Here is a 22,452-nt window from a genome sequence, read left to right on the forward strand (position 1 = left end):
GGGGATTGTATGAAGGAGGATTTAAATAAGAAAATAGAAGCGCTCGAAACGGCAATTGAAACGATGCAAGAGACACTTTATGAATTGAAAGCGAAACAAAGAAAAATAGAAGTAGATAAAGTTCAACAAAATGTTAATAAGGAAAAGAAAGAATATATTGAAGCAGTAAGTAATGAAAAGTTACAAAAAGATGTTGTTAAGAAGAGGGAGTCCATGCAAGAGCCAGAGGTGAAACAAGTAGATATATCTGCATTTAAACCAGAACCATTTAATATTATAAAGTTTTGTCAAACATGGTTACCACGCATATTTGTCGGTATTATGCTACTTGGCGTTATTTGGTTATTTAAAGCAGGGGTAAATGCCGGATTGTTAACACCAGCGATACGGGTTGTGTTTGGCATCGTACTATCTGCCGGTTTGTATTATGTAGGAGATATACAAATTAAAAGAGAGCGGCAAGCGTTAGGGTTAGTATTAGCTGGAGGAAGTATTACGGGAATTGTTTTAACAACGTTTGCGGCACATTATTTATATGAATTTATTCCTGCAAGTATTGCGTTTATTTGCAACATTATATGGGTTATTTCAGGGATTTATTTAGCGAAAAGATATAGATCGGAATATCTCGCTATTTTCGTGGCGGTAGGAGCATTTTTTGTTCCTTTCTTGTTAAATAGTACGACTCCTAATACGTATATTTTCTTTAGTTATGAGACGATATTAACAATTAGTCTATTATGGTATGCATTGAGAAACCGTTATAAGTACTTGTATATGATTTCTTATGTTGTGGCGGCAATTGTCCTAGTTGTCTTCTTTGCTGTTATGTCAATATTAGTAGAGAATGTGCAAGTACAGTTAACAGTTGTATACGGCGCAATTCATTTACTATTATTTTGGCATATGTTTTCGGAGAGAAGTTTTATACAAGAAGCAAGATTGGCGATATTTAGTGCGAATGCAGTTTTCTTTATTTTAGCCATTTCTCAAATTCCTGAATTTACAACGTGGGGATTAGTTATAAGTGCATTCGTGCATGTTGTTATGTTCGCACTTGAATATAGGAAGAATAAACATTCTGTATTTACAAATCTAATATTTGGCTTTGCAATGGGGTCATTTAGTTTAGCGATTTTATACGAGTACAGTTTGGTGAATGCAGCAATCGTATTATTGTTACAAGGTTTCCTTGGTATGGTTACTGCTATTAAAGTAAAGCAAAATATTAAATTATATGTAAGTGCAACGATTTATGCGATTGGAATGGTGCAGACGATTTTTAGCCCGTTTGATCATTTCATTTCGGCAGGATTTGTCGCTCATATTATTTTGATAGGAACGTTCTATTATTGCATGAGACAAGCGAAAGAAGTGTTAGCGAGTTTTGGTAAATATGTTTATTCGATAGCGCTCTACTCGTTAATGGTCATTGTATTTATTACAATTACTAGAATCGGTGAAGTTCTTTCTACAGATGGAAGTATAATTAGCGTATCTGTATCGTTATTATGGATGGTATATGCGTTATTTGCAGTTTGGTTTGGCCGTTATAGACAGATGAACGAAATATTATATGCTGGATTAGTCGTATTAGTAGTAACAGTAGGGAAGTTATTCCTTCTCGATTTACCAGAGGTGTCGATGATGATTAGGGCGGTGTTATTCTTAATCGTTGGTAGTATAGGTATCGTTATTTCAAGAATGTTTTTCTCAAAAGAAGAGAAGTGAAAAAAAAGGCAATCCATATGTGGATTGCCTTTTACTGTACTTTACTTCTTACCAATCGTTACAGTTTCACTATATTTCGCTGTTGTGTTTTGACGTAGACGAAGTGTTGCTTGTCCAGTTGTATTTGGATCAAGTTGTACATTTACAATTTTTTCAGCAGAACCTAGGCTGTTTGTTATGAAAGAGAACGTACTACTATATCCGAAAGTAGATGGCCAAGTGCCGTTTGTATTTTGTACTTTTGCTACTTGTGTTCCGCCAGTAGTGAAGATACCTAAAGAATAGTTGTTATAAGTTGTATTCGGTAATAAGTTATTTACTTGAATCTTCATTTGGAACACTTCATTGTTTGGTAGAATGCTAGGGTGCGTAATTACGTAATCACTCGTTGTCACTGCACCGTTATAGCCGTATGAACCTGGTTTGAAAGTATTTGTATTGAACCACTGGTAATCTTGACTTGGTGCGCTCCAAGGTTCTGGTTGTGGTTCTGTTGATAAACTTGGTTGTTCAAATGTTTGTAGAGCTGTAGGTGCATCAAGCTGTAAACCACTCACTTGATCTAAGCTTGTAAATGTTTCTTGCTTCGCTAACCAATTCACGATGTTTTCTAATAGAACAGCATCGTTTTCTTCTTTATAACCATCATAAGTTTTCTTTGATTGACCTGAATCTTCACGAACATATTTTGGCGTAGCATCTTCAACAGGAGAAGAATCACCAATAAAGGCTGCTTTTCCAAGGCCAACTTTCGAAATGGCAGCATAAGGCCCCTCTGCAACGCCACCACCGTTATAAACGCCGCTATCAACAGCGTTATTCCATTTTGATGGGTTTTCTGGAAGATATACAAGGCCTTTCGCTAGTTTTGGATTTGTAATCGCAAGAGTAGAGCCGGCATGCATTGCTACAGATGAAACGCCAGTTGTAATTCCGAATGATTGTGCAGGTGAGACAATATTTTTAGCTGAAACATCACCAAGTGCATTGTAACGGAAACGAATACCGAAATTATCGGATAGCCAATCAGAGCTTTCGACTCCTTGCATAGCCTGTGAATTTACTTCGTCACTAGACATGCCTTTTGCTGGATTATCCCATGCACCGCGTCTATATCCATTGAATACTTCTGAAGAGTCCCAACGGTTTTTATTACGATCTGCATTATAATGATCGGCAATGAAGAAGATACTTCCGCCATTTTTTACGTATTGTAACATTGCATCTTGTTCAGATTTTTTGTAAGGAATATTGGCTTCTGGAACGATAAACACATTGTAGTTTTTTAAATCTTCGTATGTAATAGGTGCTGATTTACGAAGTTCTTTTACATGATATCCGTTTTGGGCAATGCCATTTCCGAAATCAGAAAAACCGCCATCAATAACCCAGTCAGCTGTCCCGGCAGTTTGACCGTGCGTATTATCGAATAATACTTTTTTCCCATTGTTTTGATTTGCAATTTTCGCAGCAATTTCAGGAGCTGGATCTACAGAGCTTTCGGCATAAGTAGATGGAACATAAGCGCTTCCTAAACTGAGTGTAATTGCTGTTGCTAAAGAAAATTGAACCCATTTTTTATTCTTCATAGAAGAATCCCCCTAATAATAAATATATGTGCTTTAATAATGTAATTTATTTTTCTGTAAAAATAAAGATAGAAAATATTAAATAGTGTAAAGATAACGTTAATTAGATTGAGAAATATTTGTGTGAATAATGAAAAAATCTCTCCCTAGTAAAGTAGGAAGAGATCGTGGACTTAACTAATTTTTGAATTAGATGATTCATCAAGTTTATGGAACCCTTTCATGTAATACACGATAGCCAAGCCGATAAGCCAAATTGGACCGACGATTAATGCGATTCGTGTATCTTCTGAATAAGCCATTATACCTAGTACAAGTACAAGGAAGCCGAGTGAGAAATATGAACTTAATGGGTGTAAAGGCATTTTATATGTTAGTTTTTCCTTTTTATTAGATTGTAATCCTTTACGGAATTTAATTTGAGCGACTAATATTATACCCCAAGTCCAAATTGCGCCGAAAGTTGAAATACTAGTTAACCATGTAAACACTTTTGCAGGAACAAGATAGTTTAATATAACGCCAACGAGTAAAACGATTGCTGTTGCGATAATTCCTTGACTCGGAATACCGTTTTTATTTAAACGACCGAATCTTTCGGGTGCTTTCTTTTGTTGTGCTAATGTAAATAGCATACGGCCTGTACTAAACAAACCACCGTTACAAGAAGAAAGAGCTGCTGTTAAAACAACAAAGTTAATAATGCCCGCTGCCTTTGCGATACCAATTTGCTGGAATGTTAGCACGAAGGGACTTCCTTTTTCGCCAAGTTCGTTCCAAGGGTAAATTGCCATCATAACGAATAGAGCTCCAACGTAGAATATTAAAATTCTCCAAAATACATTATCAATTGCTTTTGCGAGTGTCTTTTTCGGATTTTGAGCCTCACCAGCTGTAACTCCGATAAGTTCGACTCCTAAATAAGCGAATAATACCATTTGTAAGGAAAGTAATAATCCAGAGAAGCCATTTGGGAACCAGCCCCCATGTTCCCAAAGATTTGAAATACCAGTTGCAACGCCGCCATTTCCAAATCCGAATAGAATAATACCAAAGCCAATCACTATCATACAGATAATTGTGACAATTTTGATGAGAGCAAACCAAAACTCAAGTTCTCCAAATACTTTCACAGATAAGAAGTTGAAAGCACTCATTAATAAAAGAGCTAGTAATGCCCAAGTCCAGCGCGGGATATCAGGGAACCAGTACTGCATGTAAATGCCTGCTGCTGTAATTTCCGCCATACAAGTAACAACCCATAAAAACCAGTAATTCCAGCCTGTAATATACCCAGCTAGTGGGCTGATGTAATCATTTGCATATTTACTAAAAGAGCCAGCAACCGGTTGTTCAATTGCCATTTCTCCGAGTGCGCGCATAATGAAGAAAATAACGAGTCCGGCGATCATATAGCCTAGTAAAATAGATGGGCCAGCTAGTTTAATAGCGGAAGCTGATCCTAAAAATAGTCCAACGCCAATAGCTGAACCGAGAGACATTAAAGTAATATGCCTTTGTTTTAAGCCACGGTTTAAAGTTTCAGATTTGTTTGTTTGCTGCATAAGAAGAATACCCCCTGTAGAGTGAACAATATTTGAATGAATCCACTAAATATTTAACTATTTCAAATTATAAAACATTTCTATCTGTTATGCTACAAAAATAATCATAATACACTGTACTACATCTGTATTTGTCAGACTTAAACTTAAAATTCTAACTATTAGAGAATATATTGACTCTTCTTTTTATTGATTGTTAAGATTAAGTATTACATTTTCTCACATACTAATAAGAAAAGAATGTGTGATAATAATTCAAATGTAGGAAGGTACATAAGTATGTTTCAATTACAAAAGTATAACACTTCTGTGAAGCAAGAAATTCTAGCTGGCATCACAACTTTTTTTACATTTGCGTATATTCTTGTCATCAATCCGAAAATATTATCTGATGCAGGTGTACCATTTGATCAAGCATTTACAGCAACTATTATTGCGACAGTTGTTGGAACGCTATGTATGGCGTTTTTAGCTAACTATCCAATTGTTATTGCTCCAGCTATGGGAATGAATGCATATTTTGCTTATTCTGTTGTTCAACAGGCAGAGGGGATTACATATGTCATTGCGTTTTCGGCAGTATTTGTAACAGGTATTATTTTTCTTTTATTATCTTTCACCTCGTTTAGGCAAAAGCTAATTGTCGCAATTCCTGACAGTTTAAAACATGCAATTGCAGGTGGAATCGGATTATTTATTGCTTTTATTGGATTGCGACTTTCGGGTATTATCGTTGACCATCCGTCTAACTTAGTTACAATCGGAGACTTTCATTCACCGGCTGTTATTTTAACAATAGTTGGTTTAGTGTTAGCGGCGGTATTAATGGTATTACGTGTTAGTGGTGCATTGTTTATTAGTATGATTGTGACAGGGATTATTGCTTTCTTTACAGGGCAATTAAAGTTTGAAAATAACATTGTCGCAATGCCACATTTACCAGAAGGAATTATTGTTTCAAACCCTATCAATGCATTTTCAGATGTAATTCAATACGGTTTATATGGGGTTATTTTTTCATTCTTACTTGTACTTTTATTTGATACAACAGGTGCGTTACTTGGTTTAATTAAACAAGCAGGTTTAAATACAGATAACACTGAAAAGCGCTTTGGTAAGGCGTTCATTGCAGATGCAATTGGCGGGACGACAGGTTCTATCTTTGGGACAAGCCCGACAGCAGCGACAATTGAATCGTCAGCTGGAATTGCGGCAGGTGGTAAAACTGGATTGACAGGTATTGTAGTAGTTTGTTTAACGATTATAACGGCATTCTTTAGCCCTGTTATTGCTTCTTTATCAAATGTAGCGGCTATTACAGCCCCATCACTAATTATAGTAGGGAGTTTAATGGCACAAAGCATTCGTGATATTAATTGGGATGAGTTTGAAGATGCATTACCAGCATTTTTAATTTTCGTTGGTATTCCGTTAACATCTAGTATTGCGAATGGAATTGCAATCGGATTTTTAGTGTATCCAATCTTAAAGATTGTGAAGGGAAAAGGGATGGAAGTACATCCGTTACTATACTTATTTACAATTTTGTTTGGATGTCATTTATTCTTATAATATAGATATAGAAAGGGGCTTCTTATGAGAGGCTCCTTTTTTGTGTATAATAAAGTGAAACTATAATAAGTGGGGATTTTGTTCATCCCCATTGATTATCAGCCCTCACCAATCGGGCGTTTACGGGCAGCAGGGCTCCCACCTAACTTCTTTGCTCCTGCCGACTTTTGAGGTGGGAGTCTTACGGCCCGTTAATTCGGGGTAAGGTGAAAATTAAATTAGTCACGTAAAATATAAATTACTTAATGGAATATATATGTTACAATAAAGATAGAGGAGGAACATGAATGGCTGTAAGTAAAATAAAAGTCGCGCGTGTTCAGTTAGATTTAACACAGCAACAATTAGCAGAAAAAGTAGGCGTTACAAGGCAAACGATTAGTTTAATTGAGAAGGGGAAATACAATCCATCTTTAGATTTATGTTTGAAAATTTGTTATGCGGTAGATAAAACATTGAATGATTTGTTTTGGGAGGAAAAGGAGTGATAGGGTGAAAATCGTGAAAGATGAACGTTTAATGATCGAGGGGTTAAAGCATATTAGACTAGCTTTCATCTTACAAAATATTGTCATACTAAGTATCGTGTTTTACCGTTATGTTTTTGCAAGGGGCAGGATATGAAAGTGTTTCGGATTTATTAATGGTATTTATGGGCGGGATAATAGTTATTAACTTTTTAAACTTAAAAAATTCGGTGGAAGTGTATGAGCATACAGGGGGAGTATCTCGTAGTTATTTCATGAAGCTATTATTCATTCCAGTAGGTATTGTTATTGGTATTTTAGCTATTTGTATCATTGTAACACCAGATATTTCGATAAAGGAAATTAGTATAACAGGACTTATTATGTTTGCTTGCTTTTTAATTCCTAGTTTGTTTATATACATATATATGAAAAAAATAAAAAGTGAAAATGAAATATAAGAAAAGCTTTCTGCAATATGCAGAAAGCTTTTCTTATATTTCATTATACATTACTTTATGTAGTCCTATTGGATCAATCTCGAAGATTTCACCATGCTCATGGAAACCTAATCGTTTGTAATAATCGGCTACGGTAATTCGGGCATTACACCATAGAATATTTGCTTCGCGTTCTTGGAGGACTTGTTCAGCTTTACGAATTAAGGAGCTGCCAGCATGCTGGTTTCGGAAATTAGGTAATGTTGCCATTCCTCGTAGACGATAGTGGGTACCAGCTTGTAAATCAGGATGTATTTCTTTAGAGAAGGAGGCGATGCTAACAAGTTCATCATGTAGAAATGCACCTAAATGAAAGGCGTCTGTTTCGTAATCTGAATCGTATTTACAATCTGCTAATGATTGATTGGGACGCAAAACCTTTTGGCGTAATAAGTATGTTTCAGATGCATCAATATGTTTCACTGTAATCATAATATCATCCTTTCTTATAAGCCTTTTTCTATAAGTTGTAAGAAGAAATATGCGGGTGCAACGAGAAGTCCTAGTATGCTAGCGGTTCCGAGAAGGAGTGAAAATAAGAGACAAAAGTACTTAATTCCATTTGATTTTTTCCATCCGTAGCTACAAATTTCAATGCTAATACCGATGAGAATAATGGCGACGAGTACTTCTGCTAATAATAAGAGAGCTAAAGTTGAAATAGACATAATGTTATTCATCCCCATAATACGTGATAGTAACATTTTACCATATGAAAATGAAAAAATGCCCCTCATTTATGTGAGGGGCATTTTCTACTCTAATATATTTTTCATTGTATCAATATGTTCTTTTGAACCCGTTACAAGTAAAGTATCGCCATACTGTAACTTCGTATCACCATGTGGTATTAATGCTTTATTACCACGGTAAATTTGAATGACAAGTACATCACCTAAAAACGGAAGGCGACGAAGTGCTAAGCCGTTATATTTATTACTTCGTAGTGCAACCTCACGCACCGTTTCATTTGCTGTTGTAATTAAGCGAACGAGACTTGGTTTATCAATAAGTGCACGTAATAAAATACGTGTAGAGTTAATAGTCGAGAATACAGCGATATGTTCTTGAGTCGCCTTTTCTTGTAGAAGGGGATCTTCTACACTTGCGATGACGTGTTCAACACCTAATTCTTTTGCGTGTTCTGCTAATAATAAGTTTTGTTCATCATCACTTGTCGCAACAACAACACGGTCTGCTTCGAAAGCTTTTTGTTCCATTAAAGATTGAATAGTAATCTCATCTAATTTTACAATAGGGAAGTCATGAGATTTCGCTTCCTCATCATTTATTTTATTTTGACGTATCATATATAGTGTTACGTCATACTCTTCACGTTTTAAATCAAGTGATAGCGGAAGGGTAATTCTGCTTGCACCAATAATAGATACTTTCGGTTTTGGTGTTTCCACTTTTGGAAACATCTTGTTAAATAATATAGGTGCAAAAATACAAGTAATAACTGCGCTTAAAATAAGAGATGCTGATAAACTTGGGCTAATGATGCCTAGCTTTTCACCGATTTGTGCAGCCGCAATAACTAAAGAAAGTGTTGATGTTAACAAAATGGCACTTCCGAGTACGATATTGCGTGGGTACCATTTTCGTAAGACGAGTGATGGCAACAGTTTTGAAATAAAGAGTCCCACAATTAGAATTGGGATCATTAGCATACTAGAAGGCTCTTTAAAAATAGACCATACTTCTAGATTTACACCAACCATTACGAAGAAAATAGGGATGAAGAAACCATATCCGATGGAATCAAGTTTTTCAACCATATCTTCATTTGGTGATAATAAAGATACGAGTACACCTGCTAAAAAGGCTCCCAAAATATTTTCTGCCCCAACAGATTCAGATAATCCAACTAATATTAAGATGAGTACAAAAACAGCTCGTGTATCAATTTGTACACTACCGGCTTTTAGGCTTTCTAGGTATGGAATATTTTTAAAACGTCTTGCGACAAAGTAAATTACAATACCAGCACCGAATAGAAGAAGTAGAAGCCACATACTTTGGCCACTTTCGGAATTTAATCCGACGAATACCGCGAGTAAAATCATTGTAACTAAGTCTGCAATAACAGCGACTAATAAAATGATTTGCCCGATTGCGGTTTTTCCTAAGTTATTTTCTTTTAATGTGGGCACAACGACACCTAAAGAAATAGTTGAAATAATTAAAGTCATGAACATTGCATTGTCTACGAATCCTAGCCATACGAATAGTAATGATAGGGCATAAGATAAAATGAAAATAAATAAGAAGATAATGCTTGCTGCTTGGAATGTGTTTGGTTCGTTTGTCGTATTCTTTTTCCCTTTTTGCTTAAAGATCGAAAAGTCAATTTCTAAACCACTTAAAAACATTAGGAAGATAAACCCTAGTGTTGATAAGACTTGAAGCCACATATCTGGCTCAATGATGTTAAATCCACTTTTACCTACAAAGATTCCTGCGATAATTTCTGCAACAACGACAGGAAGTGCTTTTAATTTAAAGCGCTGTAACAAAAGGGGAACGAAAAACGTGATTGCGACAACAACCATCAGTGATAGAACAGAAGAATGATGTTCCACTGCGTTCTCTCCCTTCAAATAAATATAGTACCTATTTAGCCATATAATAGGTAGAAAAGCAACGCATATGGATTCGATTTCATAAAGAATGAGTTTTCTTAACATTTGTCATAATAAGTATATTTTTCATGATTTTGTTGTTAATTCCGTAATGTGGATGTAATAGGGGGAGAGAATAAAAAAAGACTGCCGAGGAATCTCAGCAGTCTTTTTCATGCAAATTACATTGAGAAGAAAATCCATACAGTAAGACCAACTGTTGCAATTGCAACGAAGAAACTGTATATCATTGTAAGGATTTGAATGCTTCCTTCTCCTTCTTTTAAGTGCATGAACATAATTAATTGTAATAACGCTTGCGCAACTGCCATGATGATGATAGTTGTTAATATCGTTGAAAGTGGCAGGTTTGTGTAAAGTGCCACGTATAACGCTAGAAACGTTAGTGCAAGCGATAAAATAAATCCGAAAACGTGTGACCATGGGAATCCGCTATGCGCATTTGCTTGATTGTTATTTTGATCCATTTACGCCACCATCCCGTTCAAGTAAACTAGTGTGTAAATAAAGACCCAAACAAGATCAAGGAAATGCCAGTATAAGCTGATAATAAATACTTTACGAGCTGTAACTGGTGTTAAACCTCGTTTTAAAATTTGGATAATAACACAAGTTGCCCAAATGATACCACCTGTTACGTGGGCACCATGCGTTCCAAGAAGAACGAAGAATGCAGATAAGAAAGCACTTGTTTGAATAGTTGCGCCTTCACCAACGTACAAAATGAATTCTTCAATTTCAAAGAATAGGAAGCCTGCACCTAAAAGTAAAGTCAGGATAAACCAAGCTAACATTCCTTTTTGATTGTGTTTACGCATTTCGTGAATTGCGATACCACATGTAAAACTACTTGTTAAAAGTAACAGTGTTTGAATTAAAAGTGTTTTAACTTCAAACAATTGCGCTGGTGTTGGGCCATCAGCCGTACGACCAGCAAGGACTAGATAAGAGGCGAAAAGTGTTGCGAACAGCATAATTTCAGCCCCAAGAAAAATCCAGAATCCTAGGATATTCAATCTGCTTTGTTCAGATTGATATTCCAAAGGTAAGCTTTTATCTAAAGCCGCCATGTCATTTCACCTCTCATGCTATATGTTCTGTTTCTTTAATTTCTTCAATGCTTACGTAGTAGCCATCATCATAATCGAATGAACGATAGATTAAGCAACCTAAAATACCAATACCACCGATTGCTGCAATCCAGAACCAGCTAAATACTAATGCAAAACCTGCAAGACCGAAGAATGCAGACATAATAATAGGCACACCAGAATTACTTGGCATGTGAATTGGTTTTAATTCATCTGCTGTTGGTGTAATTGTTTCTCCACGTTTTTTCATGAACCAGAAAGCATCAGCTTCTTTAATTTCAGGAAGTTTCGCGAAGTTGTAATGTTGTACAGGAGAGTGAGTTGCCCATTCAAGTGTACGGCCATCCCATGGATCTCCAGTTGTGTCACGTTCACCGTGACGTGCACTCCAAATTACGTTGTAACAAAGAATTACGAATCCGATACCCATCATTACTGCGCCGACAGATGCGATTTGGTTCAACCAACCCCATCCAAGGCTTTCAGAGTAAGTGTACATACGACGAGTCATACCATCTAAACCTAGGAAGTACATTGGGAAGAAACAGATGTTAAATCCGCTCATAAAGATCCAGAATGTCCATTTACCAAGGCGTTCATTTAGCATATGACCTGTCATTTTTGGATACCAGAATGTGAATCCAGCAAGCATAGCGAATACTGTACCTGCGATTAATACGTAGTGGAAATGAGCGACTAGGAAGTAGCTGTTATGGTATTGATAATCAGCTGCTGCCATTCCAAGCATAACCCCTGTAACTCCACCAACTACGAAGTTTGGAATAAATGCCAATGACCAAAGCATTGGAACTGTAAAACGAATACGTCCTTTATACAGCGTAAACAACCAGTTAAATATTTTAACACCGGTTGGAATCGAAATCGCCATTGTCGAAATCGAGAAGAACGAGTTAACCGCTGGACCTGCACCCATCGTGAAGAAGTGATGAAGCCATACGACGAAACTTAGTAAAGAAATTGCAACCATTGAGTATACCATCGCACTGTAACCGAATAGACGTTTACGTGAGAATGTACTAATGATTTCAGAGAAAATACCGAATGCCGGTAAAATAACGATATATACTTCAGGGTGACCCCATACCCAGAACAAGTTGGCCCAGAGCATTGGCATACCGCCGCTCGCCATCGTAAAGAAGTGAGCATCAAATAGACGGTCAAATGTCATTAATGCAAGAGCTACTGTTAATACTGGGAAAGCGAAAATAATGATTACACATGTAATTAAAATAGACCATGTAAACATTGGCATTTTCATTAATTTCATTCCAGGTGTACGCATTTTTAAAATAGTAACTAGGAAGTTAATACCTGTCATTAACGTACCAAGACCTGAAATCTGTAAGGCGATTGCGTAGAAGTTATTTCCTACACCAGGAGTAAACTCTGTACCCGCCATTGGGAAGTAAGAAGTCCACCCAGCGTCTGGAGAACCACCGATTACGAAAGCGATGTTGAATAACATTGCTCCAATAAAGAATAACCAGAAACTTAAAGCATTTAAGAACGGATATGCAACGTCACGAGCACCAATTTGTAATGGTACAACGACGTTCATTAATCCTAGAACGAATGGCATCGCCATGAAAAGAATCATAACTGTACCATGTGTTGTAAAGATTCCGTTATAGTGTTCAGCGTTTAAATATGTTGTATCTGGGAATGTTAACTGGGCACGAATCATTAAACCGTCCATACCACCACGGAATAACATTATAACGGCAGAGATAATATACATGGTTCCTATTTTTTTATGGTCAACAGTTGTTAACCATTCATCCCAAAGCCATCTCCATTTTTTGTACTTTGTTAGTACGAAAAGAATCGCTAATGTCACAAGAACGATAGATGCGTCAGCTCCGTAAATAATCGGGTCACCTGTGACAAAAAATTCATCAAGCTTCACTGTGTTCACTCCAATCTGTTGGAATAATAGCTATTATTTTTTGTTTTTGTAGTAGTTGTAATCACAATATTCAAGTGATTTTGGATCTACATAACTTAAGTGATGACTAGAGAATGTCATACGACCAACTACACCAGGTTTAACAATATCGTTGTACTTATCTTCTGTTAGTTTAGGAGCAGTTTCTTGTACTTCTTTTACCCACTTGTCATACTTTTCTTTTGTTTTTGCTTCAACTTCGAACTCCATGTGAGTGAATCCTTCACCAGAGAAGTTCGAGCTACGACCTAGGTAAGAACCTGGTTTGTCAGCTTGTAAATATAAGTCCATGATCATGCCATCCATTGTATACTTCATACCACCAAGTTCTGGTACCCAGAAAGCATTCATTGGACCTACAGAAGTCAGTTTAAATTGAATTGGTACACCAGCTGGGATGTTTAAATAGTTAACGGTTTCAATTTTTTCCTCCGGGTAACTAAATAACCATTTCCAGTTTGCAGATGTAACATAAATTTCAACTGGTTTAATATGTTTGGACTCTTGCGGAACCTCTTCCGAAGCATAAGTTGCTTTAACTGTTGGAATCGATAATGCGATAACGATAATAACAGGAATAATCGTCCAAATGATTTCTAATAATGTGTTACCGTGTTGATCAGGTGGCTCATAGTCCATATTCTCTGGTTTTTCACGATAACGAATCAAGATGACTGTAAACAAGATGAATACAATTGCGATAATTAATGACATAAGCAAGAATGACCAAACAATTAAATCATACTGTGCCTTTGCAACAGGTCCTTGCGGGTTTAATACTGCTAGTTTTTTATCACAGCCACCGAGGAACAGAACTAATGATAACGGAAGAAGCGAAGCCAACTTCCAAAATGCTTTCTTTAGTTGCACGATTGAAAATCTCCTTTCTCCTTGGATTGAAACTATGCCAATAAAACAATATAAACCTATTAATTTATAGTTGGCAATAGTTTTTATTATATTGTTAAAAAATAGACACAAATGCACGCTTTTTAAGGTGAATATCATTTGTAACTTGATAACATTGTAAACTATTTTCCAGATAAAAACGTTATTGTGAGAATTTTAAGATAAATAAAGTTATACCAACATATCCAATAAATAGAAAAAAATTATCTTATCATAAGAAAGGTTACTGAATTTTTAGTATATTCAACTTGTTACCTAGGTTATATTTCTTTTTTGTTCAAATGTGACAACTTTCCGAATGTTTAATTTGGTATAAAATGTAGCAAATGATTATAAATGGAATCCCGCAAGACAGAGAAATTCTCTGATCTGGAATAAAGGCTAAACTAACAAATGTAAGGAAATTGAATGAGAAAGCTACGATTGGAACTATTGGATAAAGTGGTGTACGGTATTTTAAATCTGCTTGTTCTACTTGTTGATTCATATGCCCCTCCCCCCATATTTTTTTGTATGTGTTAATTAGATTTCATTCGGTACTTTTAATCATTAGCGGGGTGAAAAACATACTCGGTTTATTTTGTTGTGAACTGAGTATGTAAAGGAAAAACTAACTATGACTAAATACCTTAGAATGTTTATTAACATAGTGAAGGAAACGCGATTCTTTCACTATGTTAATAATTTTGTTGTTAGTAAAACGTTCTGAAAAAGCATATCATTTTTTCTTTTTGTCGAAAAAATTAGAATTTTACGATGATATTTGCGAATAATAATTTACAGAATCTTTCTAGCAAACTAGTAAGAAGAAAGGTACAATGATAGAAGTTGCGCCTTTAAATAATTGATATAATGGAGTTTGGTTTATGATGAAAAAGTTAAAATATATTTTTATTTTCGGTATTATATTTGCTGTCGTGTTTTTTTTCGAGAAAGATAAAATTATGAGAAAGGCACAAGAATTACGGTTAGACCTTTTCTCTGAGATGAAAGAAAGTGCAATGATTACAGAGGTTCCGTTTATTAGACAGTTACCTGAATTACCTAGAGGTTGTGAAGTGACAAGTTTAGCTATGCTACTGCAACATAAAGGTGTACAAGTAGATAAGATGCAACTTGCTAGTGAGATTCATCGCGTCCCATTTGAACAAAATGGTTTGCATGGAAATCCTTATGAGGGATTCGTTGGAAATATTTATACGAAAGCTGAGCGAGGATACGGTGTATATAATCAACCAATTTTTAATTTAGCAGAAAAGTATGTTCCTGAAAAAGTAATTAATTTAACGGGCAGAGACGTGCAAGATCTATATAAAGTAATTAGTTCTGGTTCTCCGGTATGGGTAATTATTAATACAACGTTTAAACCATTAGCTGAAAGTAGTTTTGAAACATGGAATACGAGTTCAGGTGAAGTGAAAATTACATATTATGAGCATAGTGTTGTAGTAATTGGATATGATCAAAACTTTGTATACGTAAATGATCCTCTTGCAAACAATCCACGAAAAGCTGTTCCTCGTGCTGAATTTGAAAAGGCGTGGGAGCAAATGGGGAAACAAGCGATTACTATTTTATAAAATGAAAAGTCATCTTGAGATGGCTTTTTATTTTTGAATATTTATTGCAGAAAATTCTGAAGATTCTTTTAAAAGTTAACAGTTCGCGCTATACTAACATTTAACTTGGTAAAGAAGGGGAGAAGAGAAATGGATGTCGCAAAGGAACTGGTTTTATCAAAGAATCAGTTGATTGAGTGGAGAAGGCATTTTCATAAGTATCCAGAGTTATCTTTTCAAGAGGAGAAAACATCTCAATTTGTATTCGACATACTTCGGGAAATCCCGTATTTAGAAGTCTCAAGGCCTACTAAATATAGTGTAATGGCAAGGTTAATTGGTAAGCAGCCTGGTAAAACTATCGCGGTTCGTGCTGATATGGATGCTCTTCCTATTCATGAAGAAAATAAGTTTGATTTTATTTCTACATATCCAGGTGTGATGCATGCGTGTGGTCACGATGGTCACATGGCAATATTGCTTGGTGTAGTACATAAGTTGGTAGAGGAAAGAGAGAAAGTTAAAGGAGAGATTCGCTTTTTATTTCAACATGCAGAAGAAAACTTTCCGGGCGGTGCAGAGGAAATGGTCGCAGCGGGAGTGATGGCAGGTGTGGATTACATTATTGGTGCTCATCTTTGGGCGTCATTAGAGGTTGGAAAAGTAGGTGTAATTTATGGTCCTGCGATGGCGGCGCCGGACGTTTTTAAAATTACGATAGAGGGAAAAGGTGGGCATGCTGGAATTCCGCATGAAACAGTTGATAGTATCGCCATTGGTGCACAAGTTGTTTCGCAAATTCAGCAAATTGTATCTCGCCTCACGAATCCGTTAGATTCTCTCGTAGTATCTGTTACACAATTTCATTCTGGGACAACTCATAATGTTATCCCGGAACAAGCGGAGATTGAAGGGACAGTGAGAAGTTTAAGGCATGAATTAAGAGAAGAAACAAAGAAGAAGCTTGAAAGGATTGTAAAACATATTACAGAATCCTACGGTGCTAAGTATACATTTTCTTATGAGTATGGATATCGACCAGTTGTGAACGATTATGAAGTTACAGAGCTTATTGAACATACGGCATTACAGCTGTATGGAAGAGAGAGAGTTGTTCGTTTACAACCAACGATGGCAGGAGAAGATTTTTCGGCATTTTTACAAAAGGCACCAGGAACATTCTTTTTTATTGGGGCAGGCAATGAAGAGAAAGGAATTATATATCCGCATCACCATCCTCGTTTTACAATTGACGAAGACGCATTACCAATTGGAGTGGAAGTCTTTGTATCATCCATTATGAATTTTATAAGTAAAGGAGAATGAGATGAAGAAAATACACGTGCTAGTACTTATTCCAGTTTTTTGTTTAGTGATTGGACCAGTATTTGCAAATTCGGTCACTCCTTACGTGCTTGGGATGCCATTTCTATTATTTTGGGTACTATTATCAGTGCTCATTACGTCTTTTTGTATGGGTCTTGTGTACGTATTCGACCCTGCTAATAAGGGGGATGTAAAATGACAGCATTACTTATCATTATTTTCTTCTTATTTCTAGCACTATTTTTAGGAATTCGAGCACAACGTGGGAAAGATATGAATTTAGAGCAATGGTCAGTTGGAGGAAGAGGGTTTGGAACTATTTTCGTTTTTCTCCTTATGGCAGGCGAAATTTATACGACATTCACATTTTTAGGAGGAAGTGGCTGGGCGTATAGTAAAGGAGCTCCTACTTTTTATATTTTAGGGTATGGTGCATTAGCTTATATTTTATCGTATTTCTTATTGCCTCCAATTTGGAAATATGCAAAAGAGCATAACCTCGTTTCGCAGTCCGATTTTTTTGCGAAGAAATATAGAAGTAAGACGCTTGGGATAATTGTTTCAATTATTGGTGTTATTTCTATCATCCCATATCTCGTTTTACAGCTAAAGGGGTTAGGGATCATCGTTTCGGAAGCTTCCTATGGAAGAGTGTCACCTGTTATTGCGGTATGGATTGGCGCTATTGTTATAACTATATATGTAATGGTTTCAGGTATACATGGTTCTGCTTGGACAGCTGCTTTGAAGGATATTATGATACTATTCATCGTTATGTTTTTAGGTATATATTTACCGTATCATTATTATGGAGGATTTCAGCCGATGTTCGAAGCTGTAGAAGCTGCGAAACCAGGGTTTTTATCTTTACCTGAAGAAGGAATGAGTATTTCTTGGTTTGTTTCTACTATTATATTAACGGCCCTCGGTTTCTACATGTGGCCTCATACATTTGCCTCTGCTTTCTCTGCAAAAAATGAAAAAATATTTCGTAAAAATGCGGCAATCATGCCACTGTATTCTTTAGTTTTGCTTTTCGTATTCTTTGCAGGGTTTGCTGCTATATTACAAGTTCCAGGATTAAAGGGAGCGGATGTAGACCTTTCGTTATTCCGTCTTGCTCTTCAAACTTTTGATCCTTGGTTTATTGGGATTATTGGTAGTGCGGGGGTATTAACGGCGTTAGTTCCAGGTTCCATGCTTGTTATGGCCGCTTCCACACTATTGGCAAAAAATATTTATCGAACAATGGTGCCATCTGCTTCAGATAGACAAGTTGCTAAAGCTGCAAAATTATTTGTGCCTGTAGTAACGCTCGTAGCAGTATTGTTTACATTTAAAGGAGGAGAAACGATAGGTGCTCTTCTTTTAATGGGATACAGTATAGTTACGCAACTTTTCCCTGCACTTGTATGTAGTTTGTTTCCACGGCAGATTATTACGAAGCAAGGAGCGATTGCAGGGATGGGGATTGGGTTGTTAATTGTCGCATATATTACCTTATCTGGTTCAACTATAGCTACGATGTTTCCGAGTTTTCCGCAATATATAAAAGATTTAAATGTAGGTATAGTCGCATTGTTAATGAATATGATTGTGATGTTTATCGTTAGTGGATTCACGAAAAGTGTATCTATAAAGAAAGACAATATAATAGTAGAAAAGTAACCCGCGTGTTAGAGCTATCTTCGAAAAGAGATAGCTCTTTTTTGTATATATTTTCTTCTATTAGCGGAATCTAACTAAAAACTTGTTGAAAAGGAAGTTAGGTGGGGAAATTGTTAGAGCTAAAAGGTAACTTGTTTGAAGTTATGAAGGAAATTAGAGATGAGTTAGGTTCACCTAATGATTTAACAATTAGAGAAGTTGCTCTTGCTGGTAGCATTACACGTTGTGCGGTTGTTTTTTTATGTGGATTGACAGATAAGGATAATGTTTATAAATACGTAGTTCGTACACTTCAATATGAAGAAATACCAAATGAAGCAGCTGTGGTTCAGACATTGTTGGATCGTTTTATTTCTATTGCAGAAGTCGGTATGAAGACAACTTTTCCAGACATTATAAATGCGGTTTTAGCAGGAGATACAGTCATATTAATTGATAATATTCAAACGGCTATTGTTGTTAACAGTAGGGCTTGGGAGAAAAGAAGTCTAGAACCGCCAGTGACAGAAGATTTAATACGTGGACCGAGAGTTGGATTAAATGAAGATATTAATGTGAATAAAATGTTAATTCGCCGTGGTTTACGTGATCCGAAGTTACGGTTTCAATCTTATATTATGGGGAAGCGATCGCAGAAAGAAGTAACCCTAGTATATATAGAAGATATTATTAACCCTTACATCGTAAAAGAGCTAGATCGGCGCCTTCAATCAATAGTGACAGATGTCATTTTTGAGACAGGAACGATTGAGCAATTAATTCAAGATAATAATTTGTCTCCATTTCCGCAGTTTTTAAATACAGAAAGACCAGATAATATAGTGGCTGCATTGGCGAAAGGGAAAGCGGCCATTTTAGTAGATGGGTCACCATTTGCTCTTATAGCTCCACTAGTGTTTGTTGATATTTTTCAATCTGTAGAAGATCATTATGAGCGTTGGGTAATTGGAACGTTATTAAGAATTTTACGTATGGGATCAGGTATCGCTGCTGTTTTATTACCTGCCATGTACGTAGCGCTTGTATCGTATCATCAAGGGCTCATCCCATCTAAACTAGCTTATTCTATTGCGGGAGCGAGAGAAGGGGTGCCATTTCCTGCTTATATTGAAACCCTAATGATGGCATTAACGATGGAATTAATACGAGAAGCCGGGATTAGGCTTCCGAAACCGATGGGGCAAACAATTGGTATCGTAGGTGGTCTTGTAATTGGAGAAGCGGCAGTAAATGCGGGGATTGTAAATCCGTTTTTAGTAATTATTATTGCGGTTACCGCAATTGCTACATTTTCACTTCCTGTATATAGCATTACGATTACATTTCGAATTTTACTTTTCGTCTTCGTGTTAGCTGCAACTGCTTTTGGGTTGTACGGAATCATTTTAGCTCTTATTGCACTTGCGGTTCATATTACAAATTTAAAGAGTGTTGGGGTTCCGTATACAACACCTATTGCTCCTGCTTTTTATAAAGATTGGGAAGAAGAATTGGTTCGCCTACCAAAATCAATGTTAAAAGAGAGACCGGAATATTTACAAACAAAAGATTCTACAATACGTCCAAAGGAGCGAAAATAATTGAAACCATTTGAGTATGGCGATGAAGAGATTGGATCTCGGGAAATTGGCTTTGCGGTATCGTCAACCATTATTGGTATAGGGGCATTGTCTATGCCGAGAGATATTGCCGATCAAACTTTATTTTCGGACGGTTGGATTATTTTACTTTTGGGTGGATTGATATGTGCGGTTTTAGGTTGGTTTGTAACGAGGGTAGCTATTTTATTCCCAAAACAAAACTTTGTTCAATATACAAGTGCGCATTTGACGAAACCTGTTGCGTACACAATTAGTAGTATTTTAGTATTAACGTTTGCAGCTTTGACAGCATATGAATCGCGAATGATTGCGGTTATTTCACAAACATATTTATTTAGTGATACACCAATACAGCTATTGTCTTTCTTCTTCTTATTAGTTGTTATTTATGGAGTAGCGGGATCGAGAGCGGCTTTATTAAGGTTAAATGTTCTATTCTTACCAATTGTTTTAATTGCGATAGTGCTTCTTTCTTTATTGAATGTGAACTTAATGGAAATAGATAATTTACTACCGGCTTTTCAAACGAATGTCAGTCAGTATGCTGTAGGAGTTAAGAATTCTATTTTTACATTCATCGGATTTGAGGTAGCTCTGTTTTATGCTGTGTTGTTGAACGATAAGACAGCGAAAAAAGCGCCAATGGCAGTTGCAAAAGCGGTGATAGTAAACGTGTTGTCATACATTTTAATTTACGTAACTTGTATTAGTGTTTTTACGTATATGACAACACGTGGATTGACATATCCAACAATTGAATTAGGGAAAGAAATTGAAATTGGTGGAGGGTTTTTAGAAAGATTTGATGCGATTTTTTTTACTACTTGGATTATTACTATTTATAATACTACAGCAATGTATTATGACGTCGCATCTTTATTATTTTGTGCTATGTTTCCGAAAGTGAAGAAACATATTTTCATTTTTGTAAGTGCCCCGATTATTTTTATGGTGAATATGATACCTAGTAATTCGAAAGAATTGTCAAATTACGGGACTTATTTAGCTTGGATAGATATGGGGTTTGTCGTGCTAGCGCCTTTGTTAGTTTTTATTGTATATAAAATAAAAAGAAGGAATGGTAGAAATGAAACACCTTCTTAAAATTATAATGGTTATGGTTTTAGCTGGATCTATAAGTGGGTGCTCTGAGTTAGAAGAAATAGAAGAAAGAGGATTTGTAGTAGGTGCAGCTTACGATATTGTAAAGGCAAAGAAAGCAAATCCAATTATGAAAGGGACTTATCAGATGGTACTTCCCAGTAAGTTAGCGCAGCAAGGTGGACAAGGTGATGGAGATGGCGAAAATTATATTAATGTTAGTGCGAAAGCAGATAGTGTGTTTGAACAAATAAGAATTATTGCTAAAAAGATTAGTCGTACATTATTTTTTCCGCATATACAAGTAATTATTTTCTCTGAAGAATTACTATCGAAACCGTATATTTTACAAAATACGTTGGATGTATATATTCGTGATCATGAGATGAGAAGAAATATTCGTTTGTTTGTTTCTAAGAAAAATGCAGAAGCTATTTTAAAACAAAGTGCAAAACCTGAAAATTTACCAGCGCAATACATTGATATGTTAGCTGAGCATCCTCCGAAAAATGCTCAAATGATCGAGGCTGCAAGAATTGGTGAGGTACAGCAAAAAATGATTGCTAACCAAAGTTTCGTATTACCTATTCTCGAACTAACAAAACAAGGGGTACAAATGAATGGGGCAGCGCTGTTTCGTGGGAAGGATAATAAGTGTGTAGGCAGTTTAAGTGGAGAACAAACATTAGGAATGAATTATATAATAGGTAAAAAAATTGGAGGTTTTTTTACTATCCGCAAAAAAGACCAGCTTATTACATATGAAATTCATAAGATGCACCGAAAGATTAAAGTATCTACGGAAAATGCTACAAAACCAAAGTTTAATATTCACTTATCTCTGGAAGGTACATTGGCTGAGTTGCACTTTAGTGATCATAAAAAGGTTTTGAATGAAAAGCGTTTAGAGAAGGATATTTCAGAGGAAATGGAGAAACGCATCCAAAAATCGATTAAGCTTGTTCAAAAAAAATATAAGGTAGATGTATTAGCATTAGGGGAAGTATATAAGCGACATAATTATAAAGAGTGGAAAAAGATAAGTAAGAATTGGGATCAAGGCGAAAATTACTTTAGTAATGCTGAAATTACTGTTCATGTTCATCCAACAATTGCACATTCAGGTTCAGCTTTACCGAAGAGAGTGAAATAAGGTGGTGGA

Annotated in this window: 19 protein-coding genes and 2 pseudogenes; 11 read left to right on the forward strand and 10 right to left on the reverse strand. The window is 36.1% G+C overall.

Annotation, left to right across the window (positions count from 1 at the left end):
* Positions 1 to 9 precede the first annotated feature (9 nt).
* On the forward strand, positions 10 to 1,731 hold the full coding sequence (locus MHI07_RS03400; RefSeq protein WP_340821957.1) for a DUF2339 domain-containing protein: 1,722 nt from the start codon (positions 10 to 12) through the stop codon (positions 1,729 to 1,731).
* Between the two features lie 41 nt (positions 1,732 to 1,772).
* On the opposite strand, the gene MHI07_RS03405 is transcribed toward MHI07_RS03400, so the two are convergent.
* Both MHI07_RS03405 and MHI07_RS03410 read right to left on the reverse strand, forming a co-directional pair.
* Positions 1,773 to 3,320: a DNA-binding protein gene (locus MHI07_RS03405; protein WP_340821959.1), complete on the reverse strand. Its 1,548-nt coding sequence runs from the start codon at positions 3,318 to 3,320 to the stop codon at positions 1,773 to 1,775.
* Positions 3,321 to 3,493: 173 nt separating this feature from the next.
* Positions 3,494 to 4,885, reverse strand: a complete 1,392-nt coding sequence (locus MHI07_RS03410; protein WP_340821961.1) for an amino acid permease — start codon at positions 4,883 to 4,885, stop codon at positions 3,494 to 3,496.
* A 279-nt stretch (positions 4,886 to 5,164) separates the two neighbouring features.
* Here MHI07_RS03410 and MHI07_RS03415 point away from each other — a divergent pair, with 279 nt between their 5' ends.
* From MHI07_RS03415 to MHI07_RS03425, 3 genes and pseudogenes are all read left to right on the forward strand, one after another.
* Positions 5,165 to 6,457, forward strand: coding sequence for an NCS2 family permease (locus MHI07_RS03415; protein WP_002159265.1), 1,293 nt, complete (start codon positions 5,165 to 5,167; stop codon positions 6,455 to 6,457).
* A gap of 287 nt (positions 6,458 to 6,744) precedes the next feature.
* Positions 6,745 to 6,945 carry a helix-turn-helix transcriptional regulator gene (locus MHI07_RS03420; protein ID WP_000301182.1) on the forward strand — a complete coding sequence of 67 codons (201 nt, stop codon included), beginning with the start codon at positions 6,745 to 6,747 and terminating at the stop codon, positions 6,943 to 6,945.
* A 4-nt stretch (positions 6,946 to 6,949) separates the two neighbouring features.
* Positions 6,950 to 7,385, forward strand: a pseudogene (locus tag MHI07_RS03425) (hypothetical protein).
* A 33-nt stretch (positions 7,386 to 7,418) separates the two neighbouring features.
* Here the strand turns inward: MHI07_RS03425 and MHI07_RS03430 are convergent.
* From MHI07_RS03430 to MHI07_RS03465, 8 genes and pseudogenes are all read right to left on the reverse strand, one after another.
* Positions 7,419 to 7,856: a GNAT family N-acetyltransferase gene (locus tag MHI07_RS03430; protein WP_078173804.1), complete on the reverse strand. Its 438-nt coding sequence runs from the start codon at positions 7,854 to 7,856 to the stop codon at positions 7,419 to 7,421.
* Positions 7,857 to 7,870: 14 nt separating this feature from the next.
* Positions 7,871 to 8,161 carry a DUF4022 family protein gene (locus tag MHI07_RS03435; protein ID WP_002114192.1) on the reverse strand — a complete coding sequence of 97 codons (291 nt, stop codon included), beginning with the start codon at positions 8,159 to 8,161 and terminating at the stop codon, positions 7,871 to 7,873.
* Positions 8,162 to 8,179: 18 nt separating this feature from the next.
* Entirely contained in the window at positions 8,180 to 10,009 is a 1,830-nt protein-coding gene (locus MHI07_RS03440) for a monovalent cation:proton antiporter family protein (RefSeq protein ID WP_340821965.1), read from the reverse strand.
* Between the two features lie 221 nt (positions 10,010 to 10,230).
* Complete coding sequence (qoxD, locus tag MHI07_RS03445; RefSeq protein ID WP_002159260.1) at positions 10,231 to 10,536, reverse strand: cytochrome aa3 quinol oxidase subunit IV; 306 nt, start codon at positions 10,534 to 10,536, stop codon at positions 10,231 to 10,233.
* Complete coding sequence (qoxC, locus tag MHI07_RS03450) at positions 10,537 to 11,139, reverse strand: cytochrome aa3 quinol oxidase subunit III (RefSeq protein ID WP_002029841.1); 603 nt, start codon at positions 11,137 to 11,139, stop codon at positions 10,537 to 10,539.
* 13 nt (positions 11,140 to 11,152) lie between these two features.
* Entirely contained in the window at positions 11,153 to 13,087 is a 1,935-nt protein-coding gene (gene qoxB, locus MHI07_RS03455; RefSeq protein WP_002159259.1) for a cytochrome aa3 quinol oxidase subunit I, read from the reverse strand.
* A gap of 33 nt (positions 13,088 to 13,120) precedes the next feature.
* Positions 13,121 to 13,996, reverse strand: a complete 876-nt coding sequence (locus tag MHI07_RS03460; RefSeq protein ID WP_002159258.1) for a cytochrome aa3 quinol oxidase subunit II — start codon at positions 13,994 to 13,996, stop codon at positions 13,121 to 13,123.
* A gap of 294 nt (positions 13,997 to 14,290) precedes the next feature.
* Positions 14,291 to 14,498: pseudogene (locus MHI07_RS03465) on the reverse strand (amino acid permease); the annotation flags it as partial.
* Between the two features lie 406 nt (positions 14,499 to 14,904).
* On the opposite strand from MHI07_RS03465, the gene MHI07_RS03470 reads away from it, so the two are divergent.
* From MHI07_RS03470 to MHI07_RS03500, 7 genes are all read left to right on the forward strand, one after another.
* Positions 14,905 to 15,615: a C39 family peptidase gene (locus MHI07_RS03470; protein ID WP_033710649.1), complete on the forward strand. Its 711-nt coding sequence runs from the start codon at positions 14,905 to 14,907 to the stop codon at positions 15,613 to 15,615.
* A gap of 129 nt (positions 15,616 to 15,744) precedes the next feature.
* Positions 15,745 to 16,920: an amidohydrolase gene (locus MHI07_RS03475; RefSeq protein WP_340821969.1), complete on the forward strand. Its 1,176-nt coding sequence runs from the start codon at positions 15,745 to 15,747 to the stop codon at positions 16,918 to 16,920.
* Between the two features lies 1 nt (position 16,921).
* Positions 16,922 to 17,119 (forward strand): DUF3311 domain-containing protein, encoded by a 198-nt coding sequence (locus MHI07_RS03480; protein WP_340821970.1) that lies wholly within the window; start codon positions 16,922 to 16,924, stop codon positions 17,117 to 17,119.
* On the forward strand, positions 17,116 to 18,588 hold the full coding sequence (locus tag MHI07_RS03485) for a sodium:solute symporter family protein (protein WP_340821972.1): 1,473 nt from the start codon (positions 17,116 to 17,118) through the stop codon (positions 18,586 to 18,588). Before MHI07_RS03480 ends, MHI07_RS03485 begins: the two co-directional genes overlap by 4 nt.
* A gap of 101 nt (positions 18,589 to 18,689) precedes the next feature.
* Positions 18,690 to 20,168: a spore germination protein GerLA gene (gene gerLA / locus MHI07_RS03490; RefSeq protein ID WP_078181719.1), complete on the forward strand. Its 1,479-nt coding sequence runs from the start codon at positions 18,690 to 18,692 to the stop codon at positions 20,166 to 20,168.
* A complete protein-coding gene (gene gerLB, locus MHI07_RS03495; RefSeq protein ID WP_002159253.1) occupies positions 20,169 to 21,293 on the forward strand; it encodes a spore germination protein GerLB in 1,125 nt (374 codons plus the stop codon).
* Complete coding sequence (locus tag MHI07_RS03500; protein ID WP_002116283.1) at positions 21,277 to 22,443, forward strand: Ger(x)C family spore germination protein; 1,167 nt, start codon at positions 21,277 to 21,279, stop codon at positions 22,441 to 22,443. The genes gerLB and MHI07_RS03500 overlap by 17 nt, the downstream gene beginning before the upstream one ends.
* Positions 22,444 to 22,452: the final 9 nt, after the last annotated feature.

Origin of the sequence: Bacillus sp. FSL H8-0545, assembly GCF_038006105.1 — a bacterium.
Classification (GTDB): domain Bacteria; phylum Bacillota; class Bacilli; order Bacillales; family Bacillaceae_G; genus Bacillus_A; species Bacillus_A cereus_U.